This is a genomic window from Parapedobacter sp. SGR-10, assembly GCF_011030405.1.
In the GTDB taxonomy this organism is placed as follows: Bacteria; Bacteroidota; Bacteroidia; order Sphingobacteriales; family Sphingobacteriaceae; genus Sphingobacterium.
Genome location: NZ_JAAJTJ010000029.1, coordinates 21,502 through 39,838, shown reverse-complemented (window position 1 = coordinate 39,838; position 18,337 = coordinate 21,502). Strand labels below are relative to the sequence as shown.

Below are 18,337 nucleotides of genomic sequence, written 5' to 3'. Positions count from 1 at the left end.
CAACAAATAATTAACACACTAACAAACAACAAGTTAGCAAAATAAAAACTTTCTAATGTAGCAGGTATTTATACATGATGTAGTAATGTGAAATGCTATTATTTTGTCATACAATCTATACATCACATCTTTGTTGATATTATAAACGCTGTGTTACGATAACCTATTATTGTGCCACAATTATAAACAATTAACAAACTATTTTTATGAGGAAGTTATTTTTACTTTTTTTGTTTTTGACCGCTGTCCTATCCTATGGATATACACAGGTAAAAACGATCACCGGGACGGTAAAAGACAGCCAATCCTTAGAAGGTATACCGGGGGTCAGTATTGCTAAACCTGACGGAACGGGCGTTCAGACGGATGGAACGGGCCGGTTTACCCTAGAGGCACGTCCCTCCGAAGTACTCACTTTTCGCTTTATCGGTTATACGTCACAAACAATGACCGTTGGTGACCGGGAAACGTTGGAAGTTTTATTGGTCAGCGAAGACCAGGCTCTGGAAGAGGTCGTCGTCATCGGGTATGGTACAGCCAGCAAACGAGATTTGACGGGATCTATCACGCAGATAAAGGGTGACGACATCGTGGACAGACCCGGTACCAACCCCGTAGCCAGCCTGCAAGGTAAAGTGGCGGGTTTACAGGTCACGAACTCCGGTCGCCCCGGACAAGAACCGGATATCCGTATCCGGGGAACGAACTCCATCAATTCGGTCAAACCGCTGTATGTCGTGGACGGATTGCTCAATGATAACATCAACTTTCTCAATCCTGCCGATATCGAAAGCATCGATGTATTGAAAGATCCTTCGTCACTCGCCATCTTTGGGGTACGCGGTGCCAATGGTGTCATTGCCATCACCACAAAAAGAGCCAAAACAGGGCAATTAGATTTTGAGTTTAGCTCCCGTCTTGGTATCAAAGATGTCAATCACCGGATGAAAATGACCAATGCGGAGCAGTTTAAAGAGCTGTACGATGAGCTACGTTTCAATCAGGGGAATGATACTTACGATTATACCCATTGGACAGGAGATACGGATTGGCAAGACGAAATATTCAAGAACGGTATCATCAACTACAACAACCTCAGCGTAAGCGGTGCCACCGAGCGCAACACCTTTCGGATGGGGGTAGGCTATTCGCTTGATCAGGGAATTATCAGCCACGAAAGACACAAACAGTTTACGTTCAATATTTCGGATGAACTCCGGCTTACCGACAATTTCCGGACCGGGATTGTGCTGAATGGGTACCGTGCGCACCTGCCGGTAAATCGCGACGTGTTCGGAGCGATACAGGCAGCGCCTATTGCCCCCGTCTACAACGAAGAATATGGGCTATATCATACGATGCCCGACTTTCAGCGTGCGCAGGTAAACAACCCCTTGCTGGCTATCGAAGAAAGGAAAGATTCCAATATCAGCCTAAACTACCGTGTGGTAGCCAACAGCTACGCAGAGATCGACTTTCTATCCCATTTCAATTTCCGTGTCAACCTGTCCGCTGATTATGGGTTCAATCCATCTAGGAGTTACATGGCAGTGCTTGCCCAGTACAACCCGGAAATTGCGGAAGATGACAAAACCCATTGGGTCGGAAACCAATATACTTCTGTGAACCAATCTCAAAATAAACATTATAAGTACCAGACAGACTGGTTGCTCAACTATAAGAATAGCTTTGGCTTGCACCATTTTACCGGAATGCTCGGTTTCACGACTTATACACAGGGAATGCAGTCGGTCAGTGCAAGCAGAACACAAGGAGAGAATAGTATACCGATCCCCAATAATCCGGACTATTGGTTCGTAGGGATCGGCGATGCCGCCAGACAGACCGGTAACGGAACTGCCTCTGAGGCCCGTACGGTATCCTACTTAGCACGGGTATTGTACAACTACGACAGCAAATATCTGCTCAATGCTTCTTTCCGTCGTGACGGTAGTTCCGCTTTTGCCAAGAATAGGAAGCCTTGGCAGAATTTCATAGCCGTCGGTGGTGCCTGGGTCGTAAGCCGTGAAGACTTTATGCAAGATCAGGATATCATCAACAACCTGAAGATACGGGGTTCGGTGGGTGGCTTAGGCAATCAGAATGTCGGTCTTTCCTACCCGATGTATCCTGTACTACAGGCCGGAAGTTCTGCTGTCTTTGGTGATGAGCTTGTCCCGGCTTACGGTCCGGAATATATCCCTGATCCGAATCTGCACTGGGAGATCGTAAAAAGCTGGGAAGCGGGCTTTGAGCTGACTGCCCTCCAAAACAGATTGAATGTAGAAGCTGTCTATTATTACAAAAATACAGATGGTGTGATGGTCAGGGTGCCGGGTATGTTTGGAACTATCCCGGGATTGAGCAACATCGGAAATATCGAGAATAAAGGGATCGAAGCCTCCGCCCGATGGAATCAACGCCTAAATGATGATTGGTCACTATCTTTCGGAGGAAATATCACTACAGTAAAGAACATGGTCAAGAAACTCTCCACCGATGGGTACCAGATAGCAAATCCACCTTCACGGACTATTGCCGGATACCCGATCGCTTATTTTTATGGCTACGTCCATGATGGTATATTCCAGACGCAGGCTGAGATTGACCAGTACAATGTTCAAAATGGTATCGGAAGTGGCGTTTTTCGTCCAGGAGATATTCGTTTCCGTAATGTGACGACCAATACGGAAGGAGGTCCCGAACGTATCGATGCCAATGACCGTACGATGATCGGTAACCCTACACCAGACTTCTATTACGGTCTATCCACCTCTGCATCCTACAAAAACTTTGATCTAAACATCGAGTTTCAGGGTGTCTATGGCAACGAGATCATGCGTACATGGAATAGACAATCGGCCACCGGCAACTTTTTACAGGATAGAATAGCACGCTGGACAGGCCCGGGCACCAGCAACTGGGAGCCGATACTCGATGATGGACGTGCAGCCAATAGGGAGATTTCTTCATATTTCATTGAAGATGGTAGCTTTTTCCGTCTGAGAGATGTCACATTAGCATACCGGTTCCCTCAGGAGAGCTTATCCCGAATAAAACTAAAGAACCTGAGGCTGTTCATGAACGCACAGAATATGTTTACACTCTCCCGAAATACAGGATTTACCCCCGAAATCGGAGGTAGCGCTATCTCATTTGGTGTGGACAATGGGACCTACCCTGTTCCGGCCATATACACCTTTGGTATAAACATGAATTTTTAAACCGTAAAATGACGATAATAATGAAAGCACTAAATAACAACAGCAGGATGCTTTTCCTATCTATGGTGGCAGTACTGTTCATGACAAGTTGTGGCACGGACTGGTTGGATATTAAGCCTTTGGGACGTTTTACCGAAGATGACCTGCCTACAGGTTCTTTGGAAGAGCATGTTTTTGCAGCCTATGCCGCATTGCGTAGCGAAGGGACGAGCGGATTGCAGTATGTAGGCCTGCACAATATCCGTTCGGATGATGCCAATTTGGGCAGTAATGACAATGACTACGCTGTAGGGGGTCCTATCTATGATAATTTCAACTATTCACTGACACATTGGTATGCACCCGACTATTGGACAGGACATTATGGTTTGATCAACAGGGCCAACAATGTCTTGTCCGCCGCAGATTCATTGGACAATCTTACAGCAGGAACCCTGACCAATATCGCCGAAGCAAAATTTCTTCGGGCATGGGCTTACTTTAATCTGGTCCGTACCTTTGGAGAGGTACCGATCATCGACTTTCGTATCACGGATCAGGCTTCAGCCAACAGACCTAAGTCTACTATTCCGAAGATTTACGAACTGATCGATTCCGATCTGCAGGATGCCGTCACTAATCTGCCCGATACATGGGTAGGGTTTGCCGGCCGTCTTACCCGCGGAGCTGCACTGGCACTCCGGACCAAAACCCTCATGGCACGTCATCGCTATGCAGAAGCATTGATATCGGCACAGGCCGTCATGAGTTCAGGAGTATATGACCTGAGTGTTCCCTACGACATGATCTTCAGAGAAGAGAGCGAAAACAGCAAAGAATCTATTTTTGAGATACAGGCTTACTATGACGGTGTACAGAATTTTGGGGTGACATATGCCTCACGTCAGGGAGTACGCGGTTCCGGACAGTGGGATCTCGGCTGGGGCTTTAATGTACCGAATGAGCGATTGCTCAATGCTTTTGAACCAGGTGATCCGCGTCGCGAAGCCACCGTTCTATTTAGCGGACAGCTCAATACGCCCTATGGCGAAGTACTCCCCAGCGGTTTGCCACGCCCTTACTACAACAAAAAAGTGTACACCAACCCTGCTCTGCGGACAAAGTATGGAAGCCGAATGGGACAATGGTTTAATGTAAGGATTATCCGTTATGCCGATATCGTGCTATTGGCAGCAGAAGCGGCCAATGAAGTAGGCGGTGAGGCTAATACGGATTTGGCACTCGAATATCTGGAAATGGTCAGGGCCAGAGCCAGAGGAAATAATAATGCTATCCTACCGGAGGTAACCACACAGGATCAGGAACAATTGCGTCAGGCTATACGCCACGAACGTCAGGTAGAGCTCGGTATGGAAAATGAACGCTTCTACGACCTGATCCGTTGGGGAATCGATGTACAAACGATGCAGGCCGCAGGTCACACAACTTATCAGGCAAAACATCGCTTCTACCCGATCCCACAAGTGGAGATCGACCGTTCGGGTGGTGTATTGGTTCAAAATCCGGATTATTTATAATTGATAATGATGAATTACAATTCGATTATTAATATACAAAATTCCTAATTATCTCATTCGCAATTCTTAATTAGGAATTCACATTAAGCATATATAACATGAAAAAACATATATATACCCGTTTATTACTGCTATTTGGCATCTTGGCCGGAACACTAACATTCAGTTCCTGCCAAAAGATGGATCGTCCCGCGATGGGCGAAATAATTCCCGATCCTGAGGATGACGGAAGTATCCGTGTACTGGCCATCGGCAACAGCTTTTCGACAGATGCCTTAGAAACACATCTATCGGGACTAGCACAGGCCGCAGGTATTCCGATGACTATCGGAAACTTACACATCGATGGCGCATCACTAGAATTGCACAGAAACAATGTACAGCAGAATGCCAACACATACAGTTACCGAAAAATCGACCGTAATGGGGAGAAAACCACTACGGGTGGCTTCAGTATACACCGCGCATTAGCGGATGAAAACTGGACACATGTTAGTTTTCAGCAAGTCAGCCAAAACTCCGGGCAGTATGAAACCTGGGCAGCGTCATTGCCATTTGTATACGAGTATGTCGCACCAAGAGCAAAGAATCCGACAGTTAAGTTTCTTCTCCATCAGACCTGGGCTTATGCACAGACATCTACCCACTCGGGATTTGCCAACTACAGTAACAATCAAATGACGATGTATTCGGCCATTGTTGATGCTGTCAACAGAGCCAAAGATCTTGTAGCCATCGATGCAATCGTTCCGGCGGGCACAGCCATACAAAACGTACGGACAAGCATCATCGGCGATAATGTAACCAGTGATGGATACCATCTGAACGCCGGTATCGGCCGTTACACAGCCGCGTGCGTATGGTTTGAAGTATTGACAGGCCAGAGCGTACTGGGCAACACCTATGTACCTGCGGGTATGTCTGCCTATGAAGCCGAAATTGCCCAACAGGCTGCACATATGGCTATGGCCCAACCTTCGTCAGTGACCGACATGGTAGATTACAAAGATTGGGGTGGCAGCTTTGAATTTGTCGATCCCATCTATCTCGATTTTGGACAAAATGTAGCTACAGACGGATGGAATGGAATTACTGTGTCAGACAACAATGTTGGTTTCAGTATATCCAACCTGAGGGATGAAAACGGTGAATTTACCGGTATATCCTATACGATGCTTGAGAAGTTTAATGGTGTCAATACAAATGGTGTCCCATTTGTCGGCTCAACTCCGTTTTCTATCCCTGAATCGGTAGCAAGAAGATCTTTCTTTGGGCATGCTTTGGATTGGGGAACGACGCCAGCCTATGAAAAAGGCGTCTTTAAGCTTTACGGACTAGATCCTGAAAAATCCTATGAACTCTGCTACTATGCATCTAGAGAGGGAGGCGATGTAAACGTTAGGGAAACAGCCTTTATCGCAGAAGGAGCAAACACAAGTACTGTATCTGTGCTTACTTCTACCACGCCGCCTGCCCATCCACCGGTAGTCTGTAGCCCTAATGCTATTACACCGAACAGTAATGGAGAGATTACGATAACAGTAACCGCAGGTGCTAACAATACACATGTAAACAAGTTCTTTTATATTAATGCCATGCGCATCCAACCATCAAATTAATATTTGATGACTCTTTAACCAACTATCGGATTCCCAATGGATCCGATAGTTGATTTTACATCTCACTATCTTGAACAATGAAGTTTATATATTTGACATTCACGACCATACTGAGCATACTACTCCTAAATTGTTCTGCACCCAAAACAGAAAACAACGCCAACACAGGTATAGAGGATTTGAGCGATACATTATCCGATGACTCGTTGATTACGCTTGTCCAGAAACAGACATTCCATTATTTCTGGGATGGTGCCGAACCGAATTCCGGATTGGCACGCGAACGTGTACATATCGACGGAAAATATCCCGAAAACGATGAAAATGTCATCACCATTGGCGGAAGCGGTTTCGGCCTAATGGCTGTACTGGTAGGCATACACAATGAATTTATTACTAAAGAAGAAGGTTTGGCTCGCATAGAAAAAGCCCTCACCTTTTTGGGAAATATCGAACGCTTTCAAGGTGCTTGGTCACACTGGTATTTTGGTGATACCGGCAAACCAAAGGCTTTCAGCGAAAGCGACGATGGTGGAGACATTGTCGAGACGGCGTTTATGGCAGAAGCCTTGATCTGCATACGCGAATACTATAAAAATGGCAACGATGCAGAGAAAAAAATAGCAGCAAAAGCAGATAAACTTTGGCAAGGTATCGACTGGGATTTTTATCGCAATGGAAAGAATGTGCTTTACTGGCATTGGAGCCCAAAACACGAATGGGGTATGAATCATGCCATCCAAGGGTTTGACGAGTGTATGATCGCCTATATCCTAGGTGCTTCATCCCCTACCCATCCCATCCCGGCAGACACTTATCATAAGGGTTGGGCACGCGACGGTGCCATTCGCACGTCAATGACTAAATACGAAATCCCTACCGTATTGAAGCACAATGCCAAGGAAGGAGAAGTAGGCCCCTTGTTCTGGTCGCATTATTCCTTTTTAGGGCTGAATCCAATGGGCCTATCGGATCAGTATGCCAACTATCAGGACTTAGTCACTAACCACACGAAAATTAACATCGCTTATGCTGAACATAATCCCAAACAATTTAAAGGCTATGGTGCAGATAAAGGTTGGGGATGGACAGCCAGTTATTCCACAAATGGATATAATGCCCACCATCCGGACAACGATCCGACGGGCGTCATCTCCCCTGCAGCGGCCATTTCGTCCATACCCTATACACCCAAGGAAAGCATCAGCTTTATGCGTTATCTGAAAGACAGTATCGGTGACAAGGTATGGGGCAAATACGGCTTCTATGATGCGTACAGCGAAACAGCGGATTGGTTTCCACAACGCTACTTAGCTATCGATCAGGGACCGATGGTGGTGATGATCCAGAATTACAAAGATGCCTTTATCTGGGACCTCTTTATGGGAGCACCCGATGTACAGAAAGGTTTACGTAAACTGGGCTTTTCGAGTACATATCTGAAATAGAAAAGTGAAACAAGCCTTCTAATGATGCACATTGAAATCGTACCTCTTCAAAAACGAAAATGAAATGATAAACAAACTTGCAATATGGATGCTCGGTATCGTTACAATCTGGACAGTCAGCACGACAGCCCAAACAAATTCCCAAATGGACCGATTCATTTTGGAGCTCATGAGCAAAATGACGGTAGAGGAAAAGATTGGGCAATTGAATCTGGTTACGGGTGGAGAGGCTGTCACCGGATCCGTAGTATCCACAGGTGTTGAAGCCAAGATTAAAGCCGGCAAGATCGGCGGAATTTTCAGTATGTCTTCACCGGCCAAAATCCGAACCGCACAAGAGTTGGCAGTGAAGCATTCGCGTTTGGGTATCCCCCTTATTTTTGGTATGGACGTTATCCATGGATATAAAACAATGTTTCCTATCCCACTCGGCCTTGCAGCGACCTGGGACATGGGGCTTATTCGGGAATCCGCACGTATCGCCGCAGTAGAGGCCAGTGCCGACGGCTTAAATTGGACATTTTCACCTATGGTCGATATTTCCAGGGATCCACGTTGGGGGCGGATATCAGAGGGAAATGGCGAAGACACCTATCTCAGTTCGCGAATAGCGGCCGAAATGGTCAAAGGATATCAAGGTGACGACCTCAAGGCGCACAATACCCTCATGGCGTGTGTCAAGCATTTTGCGCTCTATGGAGCCGCAGAAGCGGGGAGAGACTATCATACCACCGATATGAGTCTTCATCGCATGTACAACGAATACTTGCCCCCTTATAAAGCCGCTATAGATGCCGGCGCAGGAACGGTCATGACCTCCTTCAACGATATCAATGGTGTGCCTGCCACAGCAAACAGATGGTTGATGACGGATATACTGCGCAATCAATGGGGATTCAAAGGGATGGTCGTGACCGACTATACCGCTATCAATGAGCTGATGGATCATGGTCTGGGTGATCTGCAGACCGTGTCTGCATTGGCGCTAAAGGCAGGAGTACACATGGATATGGTCGGTGAAGGTTTTTTGAGCACACTAAAAAAATCATTGGATGAAGGGAAAGTGACACAGGCCGAGATCGATGAGGCTTGCAGGCTTATACTGGAAACAAAATACAAATTGGGACTTTTTGAGGATCCATTCCGATACTGCGATGAAGAACGTGCAAAGAACCATATCCTGACCACAGCCCATTTGGCCAAAGCACGTGAAATAGCCGGTAAGTCTTTTGTGCTTCTAAAAAATGAAAACAATACCCTGCCCTTACAAAAAAAAGGTACGGTCGCTCTTATAGGCCCGTTATCAAACACCCGATCCAATATACCCGGAACGTGGAGTGTAAGTGCTGACCTGCAGAATACACCTAGCCTATTGGAAGGTATGCAAGACGCTTTGGGCGATAAGGTAAACATAGTACAGCATTTGGGTGCTAACTTGATGTCGGATGCAGCATACCAAGAGCGTGCCACGATGTTTGGACGTACGATACCCAGAGACGAACGTCCCGAAACAGAAATTATTGCCGAAGCACTACGAGTTGCAGAATCGGCAGATGTCATCGTTGCAGCATTGGGAGAATCCTCCGAAATGAGCGGCGAAAGTTCCAGCCGTACAGAGCTGGATATTCCCGACACACAAAAAAGATTATTGGAAGCTTTGCTGAAAACGGGTAAACCCGTTGTATTGGTGTTATTCGCGGGTCGTCCGTTAACATTAATCTGGGAAAACGAACATGTACCTGCTATATTGAACGTTTGGTTTGGCGGAACGGAAACCGGTAAAGCGGTGGCAGATGTTCTCTTTGGAGACGTGAACCCGTCGGGTAAACTTCCCGTGACCTTTCCTCAGAATGTCGGACAGATCCCATTGTATTACAGCACTAAAAACACCGGACGTCCTCTAGCTTCGGGAGCATGGTTCGAAAAATTTCGCTCCAACTATCTCGACATCACCAACGAACCCCTCTACCCTTTTGGGTATGGGCTAAGCTATACCACATTTTCTTATGGTGATATCCAACTGGATAAAAATACCTTGGGTGTAAATGATAAGATCACAGCGACTGTCTCTATAACCAATACTGGCAATTATGACGGCGAAGAAGTGGTACAGCTTTATATATGCGATCTTGTCGGTTCAATCACGCGTCCTGTCAAAGAGCTTAAAGGGTTCCAAAAGATATTCCTAAAGAAAGGAGAAAGTCGGAATATTACATTTGAAATCAGTGTGGAAGATCTGAAGTTTTATAATAATGACTTGGAGTTCGTTGCAGAGCCCGGTGACTTTAAACTATCTATCGGCACCGATTCCAAAGAGGTAAAGGAAGCCGAGTTTTCACTGCGTATGTAATGGGCTCCTATCCATCAAAAGGCCCGGCAAAGAAAATAATTTAGCAATATAATGCACAACGAGTTTATACTATTTCTTATCCGTAAAATAGATCTCCATCTTGCCGTCCACGGCTTTCTTATTGACCATATATCCCGCCTGCTCTGTTATCTTCGCCGGGGTTCCATCGATATATACAAAGTATCCATACCCACCTATCAACATCTGACTATCAGTAAATTATAATTTCACACTACTGCCCTATTCACAACAACATATTCGAATATAATTTGCTTTTTATTATTTTGCCATGTACACGGCAAAACAGATTGTATAAATCCTCCATGTGGAACCTCAAATACCAGGAAATCAAGTATCCTGATAGCGTAAAACAAAACTATTTATACCCACTTCACGATTATCGCCAAAGCATTTTCAGACACTCAATATCCACCTCACATCAAAAGCATCGATTACTTCAACTAGCTTTTGGTCAATATTATGTCTGACGAGAAGACTCTCTTGATGACGTTCCAGTTTTTCAATCAGCATTTGTCTATCGTCCATATTTTTACAATGCATAAAAATAGACATATAGTTGCCAAGTATCCTTCCTTCATTGTGCACCAGATCCGAACCATGAATGATAATGCTATCAGAAACCAGCGATCCACTCACGACAGGCATGTCTGTATAACCTTCCAATTCCTTTTCAAAAGTTTCAAATTGTAAGGTACCTTCAAAGCAGGTTTGGTAATAGGTGAGTGCTCTCCTACAATTACCAGAAAATGTAATGAAGACCGCACTCACAAATTTACCATGATTAAAGACAGCCATATCAGGTTATGCATCAGGAATTTCAGGCTCTACGAGCTTCATTAATTTCTCCAGCGATTCCTGCCAGCCCAAATAACACATCTCTGCCGGTATGGCCGAAGGAATTCCCTCCTGCACCACCTTAAGTTCCGTACCGTACGAAACAGCTTTCAGCCAGACGGACGTTGTCATTTTTCCCGGTAAACCGGGGTTATCAAACTCATCCGTGTATTTAATAAATGTATTGGGTTTTATCTCAACGTACGTTCCACCAAAAGAATGTCCATGCCCGGTGCTGAAATTAACAAACGTCATGTGGTACTTCCCCCCGACCTTAAAGTTCATCTCCTGAACGGTACATACAAAGCCATAAGGAGGCAGCCAAGTTGCATGGGCTAAAGGGTCGGCAAATGCGCGGAACACTTTTTCCGGACTTGCCTTGATTACCCGATGTAATGATATTGAATTACTTTCCATGATCATAAAATTTAATTTGTTATTAATTATTTCTTGTTATGCTTCGCTTTTTCCTCATTCTCCTTTTTTTGGAATGCAATGATTTTCCTGATCGATGCTTCGGACAGCGGTTTTTCATTTGGAATCTGGATAACAGACTTACTGGTTTTATACCCCTTCAGATCTGCTTTGAAGTGTTCCCAAAATTTTGCACTATACGGATGTGACAAAGAAATATGTTTGGGAAATGCACAATAGTAGATCAAATAACCATGGTACTTAAAGCACGGTATTTGATAACTGATCCCTTCCACCGCATCGGATACGAGTTCATTGATGATTTTGCGGATGGTTTGCATCCGTGCTAACGTATCACCGCTAAAAGCCTGGTGATACGCATCGATACTTTGATAATCTGTCTTAGCCATTTGTCCGCAGTTTAGGATTATATACGTAAGAAATAGCGAGGATAACCAACACCACCAACGGCAACAGCATAAAGCCTATATTTTTGTCTACACAGGCGTGACTGATGAATGCGAAGATCAGGTTGAAGGTAAGCCCCGCATAGGCCCATTCCTTTAGTTTGACGGGTATGCCAGGATAAGAAATTGCAAAAACGCCCAGTACCTTACAGATGATCAGCGCACAGGCAAAGTAATCGGGATAGCCCAAGGGTCTTGTCCCTACGGTTGCCTGTTCCGGTGCAAACAGCAGGGTGCTAAGTGGCATGACACCTTCCCAAAGGATGATGAGGATCGTAGCCACCCAAAAGATTATTTTACGTTTCTTCATTTTCGTAACGATTAGTGGTTTATAAATTAATTTGATTCAACATAGCGTACAAAACTGTCCAATATAGCCTGCCAACCTTGTTTCTGAAATTCAGGGTCATTTTCTGTTTCAGCATCGAATGTGGTTTGTATATTGGTCTTACCATCTTGTGAGGTAAACAGTGTGGTCGTCTTTCTGCCATCAGGCATCGTATACGTGATCTCCCGATGTAGCTCCACATTATCATAATGAGGTGTAAATTCACGACGTTCAATGAAGCCCCTCCGATACACGTCTCAATCTAGAGATATACAAATCATATAAACAAATATTTCAGCAGAAAGCAGTACCTTTGTCTGGATATATGAAAGAACTGGCGTATCTCAACAAGTACTTTTATAAGTATAAATGGCGGCTCATTCCGGGGGTGATCTTTGTGGTCTTGTCCAACTATTTCGCTATTCTTCCGGCAAAGGTCATCCGCGAAGCCTTCGATCTGGTCAAGGAGAATATTGATCTTTACCGACTGTACGACGGTTTCGAACGCCAGGAGCTCATCTATCAAATCTTTGGGAGCAGTCTTTTGCTCTTTGGGGCAATCGTTCTCCTGCTTGCGCTGATACGAGGTCTATTTCTTTTCTTGATGAGACAGTCGATCATACTGATTTCAAGATATATCGAATACGATCTCAAAAATGAGATCTACAACCATTATCAAGAGTTGGACTTCTCTTTTTTCCGAAAAAACAATACAGGTGATCTCATGAACAGGGCGACAGAAGATGTCAATCAAGTACGCAACTACCTGGGACCTGCCATCATGTACGCCATCAATACCGTCACGCTATCGCTCATGGTCATCTATGCCATGTACGACGTAAACCCTACATTGGCTACCTATTCATTGATTCCTATCCCCATCATCGCTATCATCATCCTTTTTATCAATAAGATCATCAACAGGCGTAGTACACAGATACAGGCACAGCTCTCCAAACTGTCCTCTTTTGTACAGGAAACATTTTCGGGTATCCGGGTCGTCAAAACCTATACTAAAGAACCGGAAAAAATGGCCGAATTTGCCAATGAGAGCAATGCCTACCGGAACAGGTCGCTTGATTTGGTACGTGTACAGGCTGTCTTTTTTCCATTGATTATTTTCTTGATAGGTTTCAGTACCATTATCACCGTCTACATAGGTGGTATAGAGGTCAATAAAGGTACGATTACAGCCGGTAATATCGCCGAATTCATCATCTACGTCAATCAGCTTACCTTTCCCGCAATGGCATTGGCTTGGGTCACTTCATTGATACAACGTGCAGCAGCCTCTCAAAAGCGGATCAACGAGTTCTTGAAGACCCAACCTCAGATCGTCAATGGTACTGTCGAACGAAGCATAGAAGGGGACATACGGCTTTCACATGTTTCCTTTACCTATCCCGAAACAGGCATCAAAGCATTGGACGATATCAATGTACATATCCCTCGCGGCAGTACATTGGCCATTATCGGCCGAACAGGTTCTGGCAAGACCACGCTGGCAAATCTGTTGTTGCGTATGTACGATGCTGACCAAGGTAGTATCCGTATAGATGATATACCTCTAAAGGATTATGACTTTAGATCCATACGGCACCAAATAGGTTTTGTTCCTCAGCAGGTCTTTTTGTTTTCGGATACCATTGCCAATAATATTGCTTTTGGCTTGGACGAGGCCGACGACGAGCGGATCGAACAAGCCGCAAAAGATGCAGTGGTGTATGACAACATCATGGCTTTTGAAAAAGGCTTTCAAACCCATATAGGGGAAAGAGGTATCACACTGTCCGGAGGACAAAAACAACGGGTATCCATTGCCCGGGCACTGATCAAAGACCCCAAAATATTGATATTTGATGACTGCCTATCGGCTGTAGACACCAAGACCGAAGAACAAATCCTCCACAATCTCTCCCGCATCATGAAGGATAGGACATCGATCTTCATTGCACACCGGGTATCGACCATCAAAAATGCCGACCATATCATCGTATTGGACCATGGCAAAATCATAGAACAAGGCACACATGACCAACTCATGGCACAAAATGGAGAATATGCCAATCTCTACGAAAGCCAACTGCTCCAAGCTGTAGAGTAACAATCAGATTTGCAAAATCAAGGCAAAACATGTTTTGCCCCTACCTCAACTCACATTAATTTTGTATATTCACGGTAGATTACCAACCCTATAGCTATATGAAGGCTCTTTTTGTGTTTTCCTTCCTATTATTGCAGACACTTGCATATAGTCAGGTCATTCACTTACCAGACATCAGCAAGAACGAACTGCTTACTCAAACCTTTGCAATCGACACGACTGCCAATGCCGTGATCCTCTTGGAAAGAGGGAGCACCATGATCCAAAAAAGTGATGCAGACATGGCTCTGATGGTTTTCCATCGCTATGGTGCGCGTACCAAGATAGTGAATCAGGAAGGATACAAACATGCCGATTACCGCATTCCGCTGTACACATATGGTTCGACATCGGAGTATATCATTGATATCAAAGCGAGGACCTATAATCTTGCTCCTGATGGTTCTATCAGCACTACCTCTCTCAAAATCAAGGATATCTTTACCGAAAAAGTCAGCGAATACCTTAAAGTCACGAAATTTACGCTGCCCGACATACGTACCGCATCAGTGATCGATGTCGAATACACGGTCGTTTCCCCCGATATCTTCAAGTTCAGAACATGGGCTTTCCAAGCTGATATCCCAAAAATAAGCAGTGAGTACAATGCCGTTATTCCGGCCATGTTCAAGTACAATGTAACCTTACGGGGTACCTTAAAAGTCAAGGACACCAAATCCAAGATATACCGGGAATGCCTTAACTTCAACGGTGCAAAGATGGATTGTTCGGATATCACGTATATTATGGAAGACATTCCGGCCTTTATCGAAGAGGAGTATATGTTGGCTCCCAAAAACTATCTATCGGCCATACACTTTGAGCTGGAGGAGTCCACAGACCCCAGAGGTGCTGTCAAAAAGTACACACAAGAGTGGGCAGATGTAGACAGAGAACTGATGTCGGACAAAAGTTTTGGAGGTCAACTGAAAGAAGCCAATTTTTTCAAAAAAGTATTTCCATCAGAAATATTGTCCATTACGGATCCCTACAAAAAAGCCAGCGAAATCTACCATTTCATCCAAAAACATATCCGATGGAACAAATATTACGGTAAGTACAGCCAAAACGGTGTAAAAAACAGTTTTGAAAACAGATCGGGAAATATAGCCGATATCAACCTGGCACTGACTGTTGCACTTCAAGCTGGCGGATTGGAAGCCTACCCTGTATTGGTCTCCACGCGGGACAATATCGTGCCCAACACCTTATATCCTGTGATTTCCGAATTCAACTATCTCGTCTGTGGAGTAAAAATCGATGGAAAAATCCTATTGGCCGATGCTTCCGAGCCTCTGCTCTCTTTTGGAGAACTTCCCCTTAGAGCCATCAATGACCGTGGACGGATCATCTATTCGCGAAAATCGTCCGAATGGATTCCGTTGGTCAATCCCTTACCCGCAGAAACTTCCTATTCTTTCTCTGGCGAATACCTGAAATCCGGCAAAATCGTGGGACAGCTCACAGTCACTTCTTTGGGTTACGATGCCTTCCAAAAGAGACAGTCCATTCTCAAATACGCCTCTAAGGAGGAGTACGAGGAAAAATTGGATGAAAGGCTGACGAATATCCGAATCAAAAAACTCGATCTCTCCAATGTGGAAGACAATACCTTTCCGTTGATAGAAACTTCGGTGGTAGAAATAACCGTTGGCGACTCCATTACTTCGGGAAGTTTTACAATCAACCCCATCTTTGTCAACCGGACCACTCGCAATCCCTTCAACCTGGACGACAGGACATATCCTGTCGATATTGGTTCAAGAAAAGCAGAAAACCACCATATCTCTATCCGTTTTCCCGAAGATATCAACCTAAAATCGGCTCCCAAAAGCATCAGCTTGGTACTGCCTGACAAAGCAGCGCAATATATCTATAAGAGCAGTTTTGAGAATCATGTACTTACCGTAGACCAACAGCTTGCCTTGAACAAGGCCATCTACAATACAGATGAATATTTCCATTTGAAAGAACTGTTCTCACGCATTATCCAACAACTTAAAGTAGATCATCTCTTTACATACACCCCATGATAAGGATCTTTATTCTTTTTATTTTACTGAGCGGATGGATATTCCGTGCATCTGCCCAAGACTATGCCGTAGAACGGATACCCTTTGCCCTCAAAAGCAGAGCCGCCGCTATTGTAAGGCATGAGCATGTGCTGATCGACATGAAGAATGATGCCCATATCACGGAAAAAGTGAGCCGGGCTATCACCATTATGAACAAATCCGGTGAAGAATACAGCAATATCGGCTTATATTACAATAAAGGAAAATCAATCCGAAAAATTGAGGGGGTGATCTACGATGAATTTGGCAAACCCATCGGTAAATTCGGGACCAAGGATTTTTCTGATTACAGTGCCAGTAGCCAAGCAAGCTTGTATGATGATGTACGCGTCAAACACTATACGCCTTCTGTACATGCCTATCCGTACACCATCGTCTATACCTATGAGATCAAACATAGCCAAAGTCTGCACATTCCATACTGGAACCCCAACTCCATACCCAACATTGCCGTAGAAAACAGTACGTACCAATTCACTTGTAAACCCGAGCAGGAGTTGCGCATCAAGGAAGAAAATATTCCCTCTGCGGTCATCACCGAACAGACCGAAAAGTCAAAAACATATACATGGAAAGCCGATAATCTACCTGCACGAAAACAGGAACCCTACTCCCCTATACACTCGCCGGACGAAATCTACGTCAAGATCGTCCCAAAAAAATTCTACTACTTCAAGAAAAAAGGAGAAATAAACGATTGGGAAGATCTCGGAAAATGGGTCTACGAGGAATTACTAAAGGACAAAAATGATTTGCCCCAAGCGACAGTGGAAAAAGCAAAAGAGATCGCTTCCAAATATGCGACCGACAAGGAGAAAGCACAAGCACTCTATGCCTATATGCAGCAGAAGACACGCTACATCAGCATTCAAGTAGGTATAGGTGGTATAGAACCTTTCCCCGCTTCTTATGTAGAGCGGTTGGGCTATGGGGATTGCAAAGCTTTGGTCAACTACATGTATGCCCTACTGGATGCCGTCGGCATACCTTCCCACTACTGCATTGTCGAAGCCGGAAATACCAAGATAGATCTGGATAGAGATTTTGCCAATATCGTAGATGGCAACCATATCATTCTTTGCATACCTCTGGCTGGCGACACGGTGTGGTTAGAATGTACAAACAATAAAATCCCATTCGGTTTTTTGGGCAACTTCACAGACGATAGGCTCGTGCTGGCCTGTACGCCGGAAGGAGGAAAACTACTCCATACTCCTCAATACGATGCACAAAACAACCTACAGGTACGACAGGGAAAATTTGTCATTGATGCATCCGGTTCCGTATCAGGCAGGTTGACAACGACATTTTCAGGAGCCCAATTCGGTGATCGCTTTCCCCATACCTCACTTCCTCCCAATGAACTCAACAAGGCATTAAAAGAAGATTATAATGTCGACAACATCCTGTTCGAACATGTTGCCTACCAAATGCATGACAATAATGCAGACCTAAAAATCACGGAAGATATGGATCTTCGGATCAAAAATTACATCGTCCGAAATGGAGATCATATGATCATTCAGCCCAACATTTTTAATCGTACGGCCAGCATTCCCGAAACCAGAAACCGCACCAACAAAGTCTATATCAACAGAGGCTATACCGACACAGATAAATTTGAATTTACCTTACCCAATCCTATACAGGGCGAGGTGGATCCTATTGACAAAACACTGACATGTCCCATGGGGCGATTTGAGCTAAAAATCATACCGGAAGGCGATAAAATAAACTTTTCACGTATCTTAGAGGTCCATGACGGCACATATCCCCCAGAGGACTATGACAAGTTCTTTGACTTTATGCGTGAAGTATCCGCGTTGGACAGGGGAAAATTTAATATTCCTTTGGTAAGTAATTAAAGAAATTACTATCTTAGCGAACATTTTCAGCA

At 44.6% G+C, this 18,337-nt stretch carries 14 protein-coding genes; 8 read left to right on the top strand and 6 right to left on the bottom strand.

Going from position 1 to position 18,337, the window contains the following annotated elements:
• The first annotated feature begins 206 nt into the window (after positions 1-206).
• The 5 genes from G5B00_RS15820 to bglX all read left to right on the top strand — a co-directional run bounded on the left by G5B00_RS15820 (position 207) and on the right by bglX (position 10,158).
• The gene (locus tag G5B00_RS15820; protein WP_163877679.1) at positions 207-3,224 is read left to right on the top strand and encodes a SusC/RagA family TonB-linked outer membrane protein; all 3,018 of its coding nucleotides are present in this window, start codon (positions 207-209) and stop codon (positions 3,222-3,224) included.
• Positions 3,225-3,244: 20 nt separating this feature from the next.
• Positions 3,245-4,741 (top strand): RagB/SusD family nutrient uptake outer membrane protein, encoded by a 1,497-nt coding sequence (locus G5B00_RS15815; RefSeq protein ID WP_240894533.1) that lies wholly within the window; start codon positions 3,245-3,247, stop codon positions 4,739-4,741.
• A gap of 98 nt (positions 4,742-4,839) precedes the next feature.
• Positions 4,840-6,360, top strand: coding sequence for a DUF4886 domain-containing protein (locus G5B00_RS15810; RefSeq protein WP_163877673.1), 1,521 nt, complete (start codon positions 4,840-4,842; stop codon positions 6,358-6,360).
• Between the two features lie 77 nt (positions 6,361-6,437).
• Positions 6,438-7,808 (top strand): glucoamylase family protein, encoded by a 1,371-nt coding sequence (locus tag G5B00_RS15805; protein ID WP_163877670.1) that lies wholly within the window; start codon positions 6,438-6,440, stop codon positions 7,806-7,808.
• A gap of 64 nt (positions 7,809-7,872) precedes the next feature.
• Positions 7,873-10,158, top strand: a complete 2,286-nt coding sequence (bglX, locus tag G5B00_RS15800; RefSeq protein ID WP_163877667.1) for a beta-glucosidase BglX — start codon at positions 7,873-7,875, stop codon at positions 10,156-10,158.
• Positions 10,159-10,227: 69 nt separating this feature from the next.
• Here bglX and G5B00_RS18295 read toward each other — a convergent pair whose 3' ends face one another.
• From G5B00_RS18295 to G5B00_RS15775, 6 genes are all read right to left on the bottom strand, one after another.
• Positions 10,228-10,362: a hypothetical protein gene (locus G5B00_RS18295; RefSeq protein WP_255453802.1), complete on the bottom strand. Its 135-nt coding sequence runs from the start codon at positions 10,360-10,362 to the stop codon at positions 10,228-10,230.
• A 210-nt stretch (positions 10,363-10,572) separates the two neighbouring features.
• Positions 10,573-10,974: a glyoxalase gene (locus G5B00_RS15795; RefSeq protein ID WP_163877664.1), complete on the bottom strand. Its 402-nt coding sequence runs from the start codon at positions 10,972-10,974 to the stop codon at positions 10,573-10,575.
• Between the two features lie 6 nt (positions 10,975-10,980).
• A complete protein-coding gene (locus G5B00_RS15790) occupies positions 10,981-11,430 on the bottom strand; it encodes an SRPBCC family protein (RefSeq protein WP_163877662.1) in 450 nt (149 codons plus the stop codon).
• Between the two features lie 26 nt (positions 11,431-11,456).
• Complete coding sequence (locus tag G5B00_RS15785; RefSeq protein WP_163877659.1) at positions 11,457-11,837, bottom strand: iron chaperone; 381 nt, start codon at positions 11,835-11,837, stop codon at positions 11,457-11,459.
• Positions 11,830-12,204 carry a DoxX family protein gene (locus G5B00_RS15780; RefSeq protein ID WP_163877656.1) on the bottom strand — a complete coding sequence of 125 codons (375 nt, stop codon included), beginning with the start codon at positions 12,202-12,204 and terminating at the stop codon, positions 11,830-11,832. Before G5B00_RS15780 ends, G5B00_RS15785 begins: the two co-directional genes overlap by 8 nt.
• A gap of 26 nt (positions 12,205-12,230) precedes the next feature.
• Positions 12,231-12,476, bottom strand: a complete 246-nt coding sequence (locus tag G5B00_RS15775; protein ID WP_317168855.1) for an SRPBCC domain-containing protein — start codon at positions 12,474-12,476, stop codon at positions 12,231-12,233.
• 71 nt (positions 12,477-12,547) lie between these two features.
• Between G5B00_RS15775 and G5B00_RS15770 the strand changes: the two genes are divergently transcribed.
• From G5B00_RS15770 to G5B00_RS15760, 3 genes are all read left to right on the top strand, one after another.
• Entirely contained in the window at positions 12,548-14,326 is a 1,779-nt protein-coding gene (locus G5B00_RS15770) for an ABC transporter ATP-binding protein (protein ID WP_163877653.1), read from the top strand.
• Positions 14,327-14,424: 98 nt separating this feature from the next.
• The gene (locus G5B00_RS15765) at positions 14,425-16,398 is read left to right on the top strand and encodes a DUF3857 domain-containing protein (protein WP_163877651.1); all 1,974 of its coding nucleotides are present in this window, start codon (positions 14,425-14,427) and stop codon (positions 16,396-16,398) included.
• Positions 16,395-18,305 carry a DUF3857 domain-containing transglutaminase family protein gene (locus tag G5B00_RS15760; protein ID WP_163877648.1) on the top strand — a complete coding sequence of 637 codons (1,911 nt, stop codon included), beginning with the start codon at positions 16,395-16,397 and terminating at the stop codon, positions 18,303-18,305. Before G5B00_RS15765 ends, G5B00_RS15760 begins: the two co-directional genes overlap by 4 nt.
• Positions 18,306-18,337: the final 32 nt, after the last annotated feature.